Annotated in this window: 6 protein-coding genes and 2 pseudogenes; 4 read left to right on the top strand and 4 right to left on the bottom strand. The window is 68.3% G+C overall.

What is annotated here, in order from left to right; genetic code table 11:
• Nucleotides 1-10 precede the first annotated feature (10 nt).
• On the bottom strand, nt 11-1159 hold the full coding sequence (locus A5709_RS15195) for an acyltransferase (RefSeq protein ID WP_068120560.1): 1149 nt from the start codon (nt 1157-1159) through the stop codon (nt 11-13).
• Nucleotides 1156-2856 carry a DEAD/DEAH box helicase gene (locus A5709_RS15190; protein ID WP_067949411.1) on the bottom strand — a complete coding sequence of 567 codons (1701 nt, stop codon included), beginning with the start codon at nt 2854-2856 and terminating at the stop codon, nt 1156-1158. Before A5709_RS15190 ends, A5709_RS15195 begins: the two co-directional genes overlap by 4 nt.
• Nucleotides 2857-2953: 97 nt before the next feature.
• Here A5709_RS15190 and A5709_RS15185 point away from each other — a divergent pair, with 97 nt between their 5' ends.
• The gene (locus A5709_RS15185) at nt 2954-3553 is read left to right on the top strand and encodes an LppP/LprE family lipoprotein (RefSeq protein WP_067949413.1); all 600 of its coding nucleotides are present in this window, start codon (nt 2954-2956) and stop codon (nt 3551-3553) included.
• Nucleotides 3554-3593: 40 nt separating this feature from the next.
• Entirely contained in the window at nt 3594-7001 is a 3408-nt protein-coding gene (locus tag A5709_RS15180; RefSeq protein WP_068120559.1) for a TM0106 family RecB-like putative nuclease, read from the top strand.
• Nucleotides 7002-7015: 14 nt separating this feature from the next.
• On the opposite strand, the gene A5709_RS15175 is transcribed toward A5709_RS15180, so the two are convergent.
• A complete protein-coding gene (locus A5709_RS15175; RefSeq protein WP_068120558.1) occupies nt 7016-8983 on the bottom strand; it encodes an MFS transporter in 1968 nt (655 codons plus the stop codon).
• Nucleotides 8984-9206: 223 nt separating this feature from the next.
• Between A5709_RS15175 and A5709_RS15170 the strand changes: the two genes are divergently transcribed.
• Entirely contained in the window at nt 9207-9983 is a 777-nt protein-coding gene (locus tag A5709_RS15170; protein WP_067946001.1) for a hypothetical protein, read from the top strand.
• Nucleotides 9984-10167: 184 nt separating this feature from the next.
• Nucleotides 10168-12060: pseudogene (locus A5709_RS15165) on the top strand (multifunctional oxoglutarate decarboxylase/oxoglutarate dehydrogenase thiamine pyrophosphate-binding subunit/dihydrolipoyllysine-residue succinyltransferase subunit); the annotation flags it as partial.
• A gap of 15 nt (nt 12061-12075) precedes the next feature.
• Here the strand turns inward: A5709_RS15165 and A5709_RS27540 are convergent.
• Nucleotides 12076-12261: pseudogene (locus A5709_RS27540) on the bottom strand (hypothetical protein); the annotation flags it as partial.
• Between the last annotated feature and the right edge of the window lie 6 nt (nt 12262-12267).

Below are 12267 nucleotides of genomic sequence, written 5' to 3'. Positions count from 1 at the left end.
GCCCAACCGCTCAAGCCCGCACGCGCGTGAAGCGGTGCAGCAGCCAGGCCAAGGGGATGGTCAGCACCATCGTCGCGACGAAGAGTCCGAGCATCGAACCCGTGTACACGTGGGCGCGCACGACGTAGACCATGGCGAATTCCATGGTGATCAGGTGGATGAGGAAGATTTCGTAGGAGATCTCCCCCAGCCACACCATCGGCCGCGTCGCCAGCAGCCGCCAATACCAACCGTGGTCCCCCAGGGCCAGCGGCGCCACCGCGAGCGCGGCGATCACGGCGTAGAAACAGGTCTTGAACAGGGCCTCGCTCAGCGTCGCCGGCGACGTGGTGGGAGCGCCGGCGATGGGAGTGGACACGATGAAGTAGCAGACGACGGCCAGCGGTATGGCCACGAACGCGTAGCCGCGCACGCCCATCGCCTGCAGCACGGCCAGCAGCATCCCGGCAAGGAACCAGGCCAGGTAGGTGGGCAGCCACAGCCGCGCGCCGTCGGGGAACCAGTGATCGGTGTGTACGAGGACCAGCCAGGCCGGGCTGATCAGCGTCAGCGCGGACAGCGCGAACAGCAGTAACCTCGGCTGCCACCGCCGCCGGCAGACGACTACCAACAGCAGGTATGCCAGCAGCGGGAGTAGCACGTAGAAGGACGCTTCCACCGCGAGGCTCCACATCTGCGTCAGGCCCTGATGGAGGTACTTCCCCAGGTAGCCGTTGCAGTAGATCTGCGTCAGCGTCAGGTTGCGCACCAGGCCGAGCCAAGTGTGTCCGGGGTTGGGTCCCGCCTCGCGGAAGTGGTACAGCACGTAGGCGAACAGCACGGTGACGACGTAGGCCGGCATGATGCGCCGAACCCGGTTCCGTGCATAGCGACTCAGCGACGGTGGCGGCCCGCCGGTGGCGGCTGATTTCAACCACGGCCGGAACAGCAGGAAGCCGGACAGCACGAAGAAGATCGGTACGCCGATCTCCAGCCGGGAGCCGACCAGGCCCCAATAGCCGTGGGTGTACTTGCCGGTGGTATAGGCCGCGTGGGTGCCGACGACGAGAAGCGCGGCGACGGCACGGATTCCGGTGAGGGAGGCGACCCGGTCGACGTGGGCGGTCTGCTCGAGTCCGCCCTGGGCGTCTTCTTCGGATTCTTCTTCGGACAGGGTCATCCGGTGTGTTTCCTGCGCGGCTTTCCGCCGTCCCGGCTGCGGGGCTTGTTCGCCGACCGGTCCGGCTGAAGGTTGATCAGCACACCCGAAATGCGGGTGTGCTCAAGTTTTTTCAGCGTCGACTTGGGCAGCTTGGCCGGCAACTCCACCAGCGAGAAGTCCGGGCCGATCGCGATGTGGCCGAAATCGCTTCGATGCAAACCGCCCTCGTTGGCGATGGCGCCGACAATCGAGCCGGGACCGATCTTGTGCCGCTTGCCCACCGCGATGCGGTAGGTGGTGAAGGGCTTTGTTTGCCTTGGCTTTTCGGGACGCTCGCGATGTTCGGTGTGCCGCTCGCGCCGCTCGCGCGGCGGCTCGGGCGACATCAAGAACTCTTCGCCGTCGCGGGACTGCAGCGCCAGGGCCGCGGCTATGTCGGCCAACGGGACGTCGTGCTCACGTTCGTAGTCCTCGACCAGCTTGCGGAACAGCTCGATTCCCGGACGGCCCAACGCGGTGGTGATGGAATCGGCGAACTTCGCCACCCGCTGGGCGTTGACGTCCTCGACGGTGGGCAGCTCGGACTCGGTGAGCGTTTGGCGCGTTGCCTTTTCGATCGCCTTGAGCAGGTGGCGCTCCCGCGGGGAGACGAACAGCAGCGCCGTCCCCGAGCGCCCGGCCCGCCCGGTGCGTCCGATGCGGTGCACGTAGGACTCGGTGTCGTGCGGGATGTCGTAGTTGAGGACGTGCGATATCCGCTCCACGTCCAGCCCCCGCGCGGCCACGTCGGTGGCGACCAGGATGTCGATTCCGCCGTCTTTCAGCGCGGCGACGGTCCGCTCCCGCTGCCCCTGGGGGATGTCGCCGTTGATGGCCGCCGCCGAAAAGCCTCGGGCCCTTAACTTTTCCGCGACTTCCTCGGTCGCCTGCTTGGTGCGCACGAAGACGATCATCGCCTCGAACGGCTCGACTTCCAGCACCCGGGTCAGCGCGTCCATCTTGCGCGGACCGGCGACCTGGATGTAGCGCTGTGAAATGTTCTCCGCGGTAGCCGTTTTCGCTTTGGTGGTGACCTCGAGCGGATCGTGCAGGTACTTGGTGGTGAGCTTGCGGATCGCCGCCGGCATGGTCGCCGAGAACAGAGCGACCTGTTTGTACTCGGGGGTGTCGGCCAGGATGCGTTCGACGTCCTCGGCGAAGCCCATGGTGAGCATCTCGTCGGCCTCGTCGAGCACCAGGTAGTCGACGTGCGAGAGGTCCAGCGTCCCGCGTTCGAGATGGTCGATCACCCGGCCGGGAGTACCGACCACCACCTGGGCGCCGCGCCGCAGCCCGGCCAGCTGAACCGTGTAGGAGGAACCGCCGTAGATCGGCAGCACGTTGATCTTCGGCAGGTGGGCCCCATACCGGCTGAACGCCTCGGCCACTTGCAGGGCCAGTTCCCGGGTGGGGGCCAGCACGAGCGCCTGAGTCGCCTTGCTGGTGGCGTCGATCTTGGACAGGATCGGGATCGCGAATGCCGCGGTCTTGCCGGTGCCGGTCTGGGCGAGACCGACCACGTCCGAGCCCTCCATCAGCGCCGGAATCGTCGCCGCTTGGATGCCCGTGGGTGACTCGTAGCCGACGTCGGCGATCGCCCGCAGCACCGAGGGGTGGATCTGCAGGTCGGCAAACGTCGGAGAGGCAGCCTCAGGCGAGGTGTCCGGGAGGGTCATCGTCCAAGGAGTCTAGTGGTCGTGGCCCCGTGATCATGAGCACAGCTGCGCCGGGCCCGGCCATGCCTGTCACACCGGCGCGCGGGATGACGGTACGGTGCGCGATGTGTGGTCGATACCCCGCCGTACCGAGCCACTGACCGGCTCGGCCGCTCTCGCGTTGATCGCCATGACGTTGACCGGCTGTGGTTCGGGAGACTCCACGGTCGCCAAGACGCCGCAGGCCACGACGACTACGGACACCCCGTCCATCACCGCCCCGGCTCAGCCCTCCGGCGCCGCCGCGCCGCCCGGCAGCAGCGCGGCGCCGGCGGACCCGTGCGCGGTCAACCTCGCCTCCCCCACGATCGCGAAGGTGGTCTCCGAGCTCCCGCGCGACCCGCGCAGCCAGCAAGGCTGGAACCCGGAGCCCCTGGCCGGCAACTACAACCAGTGCGCCCAGCTGTCGGCCGTGATCATCAAGGCCAACACCAACGCCGTCAACCCCACCACCCGAGCGGTGCTGTTCCACCTCGGGCAGTTCATCCCGCAGGGGGTTCCCGACACCTACGGGTTCAACGGCGTCGACGCGTCGCAGACCACCGGCGACACGGTGGCGCTGACCTACCCCAGCGGCATCAACGGGTTGAACACCGATGTGCGGTTCCACTGGAACGGCAACGGCGTCGAGCTGATCGGTAACGCACCGGGTCACTGACACCGCCGTTCCGTCGGTCCCCTCACCTACAGTTGCTGCTGTGTTCGTCACCGGCGACAGCATCGTGTACAGCGCGTCGGACCTGGCCGCCGCGGCCCGCTGCGAGTACGCGCTATTGCGGGATTTCGACGCGAAGCTGGGCCGGGGACCCGCCGCCACCGTCGAGGATGACCTGCTCGCGCGGACCGCCGTCCTCGGGAACGAACACGAGCGACGCGAATTGGACCGGCTGCGCGACCAGTTCGGCGATAACGTCGCGGTCATCGGCCGCCCGGCCTACACGCTCGCCGGCCTCGCGGCGGCCGCCGAGGCGACCCGGCGCGCCATCGCCGGCGGCGCGCCCGCGGTCTACCAGGCCGCCATGTTCGACGGCCGCTTCCTCGGCTTCGCCGACTTCTTGGTCCGAGACGGCGAGCACTACCGAGTGATCGACACCAAGCTGGCCCGTTCGGCCAACGTCACCGCGCTGCTGCAGCTGGCCGCGTACGCCGACGCGCTGGCCGCCTCGGGTGTGCCGGTGGCTCCCGAGGCCGAGCTGCACCTGGGCGACGGGACGGCGGCGCGTTACCGCGTCCGCGACCTCGTTCCTGTCTACTGCTCCGAGCGCGCCCGATTGCAGCGGCTTCTCGACGAGCATCATGCCAAGGGCGCCGCGGTTCGCTGGGACGACGAGGGCGTGGGCGCCTGTTTGCGTTGCCCGTTGTGCACCGAGCAATTGCGGGCCACCGACGATCTGCTACTGGTCGCCGGCATGCGAGTGGGCCAGCGGGACAAGTTGATCGACGCCGGAATCACGACGGTCTCCGATCTCGCCCGGCACACCGGCTCGCTGCCGGAACTGTCGTCCGGCGCCATCGGCAATCTGACCGCCCAGGCGAAACTTCAAGTCCGGCAACGCGAAACCGGCGCGCCGCTGTTCGAGATCGTCGATCCGCAGCCGCTGACGCTGCTACCCGAACCGGACCCGGGCGACCTGTTCTTCGACTTCGAGGGCGACCCGCTGTGGACCGTCGACGGGCGGGAGTGGGGTCTGGAATACCTGTTCGGCGTCCTGGAAGCGGGACCGGCCGGCGCGTTCCGCCCGTTGTGGGCGCACAACCGGGTTGACGAACGCAAGGCCCTGACCGATTTCCTGGCGATGGTGGCCAAGCGCCGCAAGCGCCGTCCGCACATGCACATCTACCACTACGCGCCGTACGAGAAGACCGCGCTGCTGCGGCTCGCCGGCCGCTACGGGGTGGGCGAGGACCAGGTTGACGAACTGCTGCGCAGCGGAACGCTCGTAGACCTTTATCCGTTGGTGCGCAAGAGCATTCGCGTGGGCGCGGAGTCGTTCAGCCTGAAGGCGCTGGAACCGCTCTACATGGGAGCGCAGCTGCGGGCCGGCGACGTCACCACGGCCACCGGTTCGATCACCTCCTACGCCCGGTACTGCGAACTGCGCGCCGACGGCCGCCGCGACGAGGCCGCCTCGGTGCTCAAGGAGATCGAGGATTACAACCACTACGACTGCCGCTCGACCCAGGAGCTGCGTAACTGGCTGATGTTGCGCGCCTACGAATCGGGCGTCGTACCGGTCGGCGCCCAGCCCGTCCGGGACGGCAACACCGTCGAGGACCGTGACCAGTTGGCGACGACCTTGTCGGCGTTCACCGGTGACGCCGCCGTCGGTGAGCGCACGCCCGAACAGACGGCGGTGGCACTGCTGGCCGCGGCGCGCGGCTACCACCGGCGCGAGGACAAGCCCTTCTGGTGGGCACACTTTGACCGGCTGAACTTCCCCGTCGAGGAGTGGGCGGACAACACCGACGTCTTCGTCGCCGAGCGCGCCTCGGTCAGCGTCGACTGGAACACGCCGCCCCGCGCGCGCAAGCCGCAGCGACGGGTGCAGTTGCACGGCGAACTGGCACGCGGGGAGCTGATGACCGACGTCTTCGCGCTCTACAACCCGCCGGCGCCACCGGGGATGTCCGACGATCCCGAGCGGCGCGCGGCCGCACGCGCGACGGTCGTCGCGGCCGATGATCCGGCGCTGCCCGCCGAGGTGACCATCGTCGAGCGAGTAGGCAACGACGGCAAGCCATTCCACCAACTCCCGTTCGCGCTCACCCCGGGCCCGCCGATTCCGACGACCGCACTGCGCGAGTCGATCGAGGCGACGGCCGCCGCGGTCGCGGCCGACTTGCCGCAGCTACCCCGCAACGCCGTCGTTGACATTCTGCTGCGCCGCGCGCCCCGCACACGCAGCGGCACCGCGCTGCCGCGTGGCGCCGACACGGTAGCCGACATCGCTACCGCGGTAATGGATTTGGACTCGTCGTACCTGGCGGTGCATGGACCGCCGGGCACCGGCAAAACGCATACCGCCGCCCGCGTGATCCAGCGCCTGGTCACCGAGCATGGTTGGCGCGTCGGCGTGGTGGCGCAATCGCATGCCGCGGTCGAGAACCTGCTGGACTGTGTCATCGACGCCGGGCTGGAGCCGGCACGGGTGGCGAAGAAGCGCAACGACCACAGCGCCCCGCGCTGGCAGGAGATCGACGGCGGCGCCTACGCCAGTTTCATCGCCGACACCGCGGGCTGCGTAGTCGGCGGAACCGCATGGGATTTCGCCAACGCCAATCGGGTCCCGCGCGACAGCCTGGACCTGCTGGTGATCGACGAGGCGGGCCAATTCTGTCTGGCCAACACCATCGCCGTGGCGCCGGCCGCCGCCAACCTGTTGCTGCTCGGCGACCCCCAGCAGCTGCCGCAGGTGAGCCAGGGAACGCATCCCGACCCGGTCGACACGTCCGCCCTCGACTGGCTGGTGGATGGCCAGCGCACGCTGCCCGACGAACGAGGATATTTCCTGGACCTCTCGTACCGGATGCACCCGGCGGTGTGCGCCGCGGTGTCGGCTCTGTCCTACGAGGGCAGGCTGCATTCCCACGAGTGCACCGCCGCCCGGCGCCTTGCCGGATACCCGCCCGGCGTGCGGACGCTCACCGTAGGGCATCACGGCAACTCGACGGAGAGCCTTGAGGAGGCGGAGGCGATCACCGGCCAAATCGAACGACTGCTCGGCATGCCCTGGACCGACGAGCACGGCACCCGGCCCTTGACCGCTTCCGACGTGTTGGTGCTGGCGCCCTACAACGCCCAGGTGGCGCTGCTGCGCCGGCGGTTGACCGCCGCCGGGCTCGGCGGGATCCGGGTCGGCACGGTCGACAAGTTCCAGGGTGGGCAGGCGCCGGTGGTGTTCATCTCGATGACGGCCTCTTCCGCGGACGTGGTGCCACGCGGAATGTCGTTCCTGCTCAACAGGAACCGGCTCAACGTCGCCATCAGCCGGGCCCAGTACGCGGCGGTCATCGTGCGCTCGGGGTCGCTGACCGAGTACCTGCCCAGCACGCCCGCGGGGCTGATCGAGCTGGGCGCTTTTCTGGCGTTGACGCAGCCGGCCTGATGACCGGCCCGGCCCTAGTCGCCGGACGAGTGGCGACCGTAGCCGGTCGGGTCGTCGTCGGCATCGCGGCGGTGCCGGTGACCGCGCGCGGAGCCGTTCTGCGGCCGTGGCGGCGGCGCGGGCCGATCGCGGGGGGTGGACCGGTATGGGCGCGCCGAGAGCTCGGTTACCGGACGGAAGCGCTCGCGGGTGTCGACATGGGAGCCGTTGTGCGCGAAACCGATTGGGCCACCGTTCGGAGCGGGTTTGTCGTGCCGGCTGTGCCACGCGGACGGCGGGCGCGGGCGCGCGGGCCGATCGGCCGGTGCCCCGGCACCGCTTTCGCGCCCGTACGCCGCGCGCGATGCCGGGGCGGCCTCGGGTTCACGAAGAAGGATGAATTCGACGTAGTCGTCGTCGTCATAGTCGTCGCCGAGCAGGTCGCCCGCCTCCGACCGGCCGCCGGCCACGGCCGACGGCGCATAGCCGATCAAGAACAAGGCGGCCACGATCCCGAACAGCGCGACGAACGCGGGCAACAGCACCGATTGCGACATGGCGGCCGCGAACGGGTCGCGCAGGAACTCAGGCAGTTGCAGCGTGGCGGGCGTCTCCTCGCCGACACCGCCGGACGGCTGCGGCGGCATCTCGGCGCCGATCCGTGCGGTCATGAACGCGGCCATGCCGGCGCTTCCGAGCACCGCGCCGAGCTGGCGGACCGAGTTGTACACGGCGGAGCCCGCGCCGGCCAGGCGCGGCGGCAGGTTGCGCGTCGCGGTGGCGGTGAGTGGCGACCAGACGAACGCCATCCCGACGCCCGACGCGAAGAACGGCAACACCAGCCGCCAGACCGGTGTCGTTGGGGACATCTCGAAGGTGAGCCAGGTCAGCGCTATCGCCAGCACCGAGAAGCCGAACCCGAGGACCGGGCGTGGATGGTATTTGTCGACCATCCTGCCGACGAAGGGGGCGAACGCTCCGTTGGCGATCGCCATCGGCGCGATCAGCAGGGCCGAGCGCGTCGGCGACAACCCGCACACGGCCTGCGCGTAGAACGTCAACGGCAGCATCATCGCGGTCGCGGCGAACGAGACGATGGCCACCCCGACGTTGCACAGGCCGAAGTCGCGGTCACGGAAGATCACCAGAGGAATCAGCGGCTCGTCGGTGTTCATCGACTGCCAGAACACGAACACCGTCATGAACCCGACTCCGGCGACCAGCATCGCCCAGATCCATGGCTGCCAGTGCGCGGCCTGGCCCTGTTGCAGCCCGAACACGATCAGGAACATCCCCGCACCGGACAGCGCGACGCCGACCACGTCGAACCGGTGCGACTGGGTGGGCAGCACCGGGACCAACCAGTACGCGAGCGCAAGCCCGGCCACGCCGATGGGGACGTTGACGAAGAAGATCCACTGCCACCCCAGCCCGTCGACCAGCACACCGCCGGCCAGCGGGCCCACCAGGCTGGCGACCCCGGCCGTGGCCCCCCACAGGCTGACCGCGACGCCGCGCCGCTCCGCCGGGAAGATCCGGGTGATCGTCGACAAGGTCTGCGGCGTGAGCACCCCGGCGCCGACACCCTGCACCACCCGGGCGGCGATCAGCATGGCGGCGCTGCCCGACAGCCCGCACCAGACCGAGGCGACGGTGAACACCACCAGGCCGATCAGGTACAGGTTCTTGGGGCCGAACCGGTCACCGAGCCGCCCGGCCACCAGCAACACGACCGCGTAACCCAGCAGGTAGGCGCTGGTCACCCAGACCACCGTGTCGTAGCCGATGTGCAACTTGGTCATGATCGTCGGGTTCGCGATGGCGACGATGGTCGAGTCGACCATGATCATGAAGAAGCCGATCATCATCGCCCAGAGCGCGTTCCAGGGCCTCTGGGATTGCGGCGAGTTCTGGGTGAGGAAGTTCCAGCGCTTCGTGAGGTGGGCTGGGTTCGGCGCCGCGCGCCGGGTTACCCCGGACGACGGAGGCGTCGCCGCGGTCATCTACCCACCTCGTTTCAGCTTCCGAGGATGCCCGGCTGCGGGGGCTGGTCTGTCGACGGGCCCCCGGACCGTCACGGACATCCAGCCTGCATTATGGCCGCTGACGCGATTGAGGGCAGCGACGGACCCGATCCGGGGTACACCACGCGGAGGTTTCATGTTCGGTCGGCGTTCCGGAGCGCGCACGTTAGCCTGGTAAGACGCCATTTGCAGGAGAGGCAAGATGCGGGCCCGACGGAAGCGGTCTTCGAACCGGTTTTTCAGCATGTCGCACGACGACCAGGCGCCGCCCACCAACGGCCGGCCCAAGACCTCCGCGCGGGCTTTGGCGCAGGTCATCGAGCGGAGCTCACGGATTCAGGGACCGGCTGCCGAGGCCTATGTGTCCCGGCTGCGCAACGCCCACCCGAGCAGCAGCCCGGCCGACATCCTCGCCAAGCTGCAGAAGCGCTACGTGGGCATGGTGACGGCCAGCGGCATGGCGGTGGGCGCGGTCGCGACGATCCCCGGCATCGGCACGCTGAGCGCGCTGTCTGCCGCCGCGGCCGAAACGGTGACGTTCCTGGAAGCCACCGCATTCTTCGTGTTGGCCGTCGCGGTGGTGTACGACATCCCCGCCGACCACCGGGAACGCCGCCGGGCCCTGGTGTTGTCGGTGCTGGTCGGCGACAACAGTAAGGCAGCGGTCGCCCAACTCTTCGGCCCGAGCCGCACCAACGGTGGCTGGATTTCCGAGAGCGTGGCCGCCGTGCCGCTGTCGTCGATGTCACGGCTGAACTCGCGACTGTTCAAATCGTGGGTCAAGCGATACACGCTGCGGCGCGGCGCCCTGGTGTTCGGCAAGGTGCTCCCGGTGGGCATCGGGATCGTCGTCGGGGCCGTGGGCAACTACTTCGCCGGCAAGAAGATCGTCCGCAACGCCGATCGGGCATTCGGCGCCCCGCCCGTGCGGTGGCCGCGCGCCCTGCACCTGGTGCCGCCGTTCCACGAAGCCGGCTAGCGCCCTGCGACCCCCGTCTCCCTGGCGAATTGCTGGCGAAAGGTTAGCCTTTATAGGGCGGGAAACGTAGAGCATCGCCACTGCTGTGACATGCTCCACAATCCGGGGGCCGAGAAATGTACAGGCGCCGTGCAACAGCTGCGTAAGCGCTTGCAGGACAGAGGAATTGAGGCGAACAGCGGTCGTGAGCAACATAAGTTCACCATTCGGGCAGAACGAATGGCTGGTCGAGGAGATGTACCGCAAGTTCCGCGATGACCCCTCGTCGGTGGATCCGAGCTGGCACGAGTTCCTCGTCGACTACAACCCCGAGCCGACCGGCGAATCGGCCTCGAGCGCCGGCGACGGCCAACCCGCCGCGCAAGCAAAACCCGAGCCGGTCACCCAGCCGGTCGCCCAGACCGCGGCGCCGGCCCAGCCCGCCGCGGGCAACGGTGCCGCCAGCGCCCCCGCGGCAGCACCGGCCAAAGCCAAAGCCCCGACTCCCCCGCCCGCGGAAGGCGACGAGCTGCAGACCCTGCGCGGCGCCGCGGCCGCCGTCGTCAAGAACATGTCCGCCTCGCTGGACGTGCCGACCGCCACCAGCGTTCGGGCCGTCCCGGCCAAGCTGATGATCGACAACCGGATCGTCATCAACAACCAGCTCAAGCGCACCCGTGGCGGCAAGATCTCCTTCACCCACCTGCTGGGTTACGCGCTGGTGCAGGCGGTCAAGCAGTTCCCGAACATGAATCGGCACTACGCCGAGATCGACGGCAAGCCCACCGCGGTCACACCCGCCCATACCAATCTGGGCCTGGCCATCGACCTGCAGGGCAAGGACGGCAAGCGTTCGCTGGTGGTGGCCGGCATCAAGGGTTGCGAGACGATGCGCTTCGCGGAATTCGTCTCCGCCTACGAGGACATCGTGCGCCGGGCCCGCGACGGCAAGCTGACCGCCGAAGACTTTGCGGGCGTGACGATTTCGCTGACGAACCCCGGCACCATCGGAACCGTGCACTCGGTGCCGCGGTTGATGGCCGGCCAGGGCGCCATCATCGGCGTCGGCGCGATGGAATACCCCGCCGAATTCCAGGGCGCGAGCGAGGAGCGCATCGCCGAGCTGGGAATCGGCAAGCTGATCACGCTGACCTCGACGTACGACCACCGGATCATTCAGGGTGCCGAATCCGGCGACTTCCTGCGCGCCATCCACGAGATGCTGCTGTCGGACGCGTTCTGGGACGACATCTTCCGCGAACTGGGCAACCCGTACCTGCCGGTGCGGTGGAGCACCGACAACCCGGACTCGATCGTCGACAAGAACGCCCGGGTGATGGAGTTGATTGCGGCCTACCGCAACCGCGGCCACCTGATGGCCGACATCGACCCGCTGCGGCTGGACGGCAGCCGCTTCCGCAGCCACCCCGACCTCGAAATCCTCAACCACGGGCTGACGCTGTGGGATCTCGACCGGGTGTTCAAGGTCAACGGCTTCGCCGGCTGCGAGTACAAGAAGCTGCGCGACGTGCTTGGCCTGCTGCGCGACGCCTACTGCCGCCACATCGGCGTGGAATACACCCACATCCTCGAGCCCTCGCAGCAAGAGTGGCTGCAGCAGCGCGTCGAGACCAAACACGTCAAACCGACGGTGGCCGAGCAGAAATTCATCCTGAGCAAGCTGAACGCCGCCGAGGCATTCGAGACGTTCTTGCAGACAAAATACGTTGGGCAGAAACGGTTTTCGCTAGAAGGTGCGGAAAGCGTGATCCCGATGATGGACGCGGCGATCGACCAGTGCGCCGAGCACGGTCTCGACGAAGTGGTCATCGGGATGCCGCACCGCGGCCGGCTCAACGTGCTGGCCAACATCGTCGGCAAGCCCTACTCGCAGATCTTCAGCGAGTTCGAGGGCAACCTCAACCCGTCGCAGGCGCACGGTTCCGGTGACGTCAAGTACCACCTCGGCGCCACCGGCGTCTACCTGCAGATGTTCGGCGACAACGACATTCAGGTCTCGTTGACCGCGAACCCCTCGCACCTGGAGGCCGTCGACCCGGTAACCGGGCAGGTCCGCCATGTTGAGCGTCTCGGCGACGATGCCCTGGCCCGCGAAGGCGGCGTCGCCGTGCAGCATCATCGGCACCACCGAGAAGGCCTTCTCGTCACCGTCGTCGTGGGCGCCGCGATTCAGCAGGTCCTGCTTGGCCCGGACCAGGCCCTCGAGCACCGGGTCGACGGCCTCCAGGTGCGAGGGGTTCGCGGTCAACGAGACCTGAATGTCGTTGTCGCCGAACATCTGCAG

It is taken from the genome of Mycobacterium sp. E1386, assembly GCF_001672745.1.
In the GTDB taxonomy this organism is placed as follows: domain Bacteria; phylum Actinomycetota; class Actinomycetes; order Mycobacteriales; family Mycobacteriaceae; genus Mycobacterium.
The sequence above is the reverse complement of the archived record's forward strand: the minus strand, read 5'-3'. Positions and strand labels throughout refer to the sequence as shown.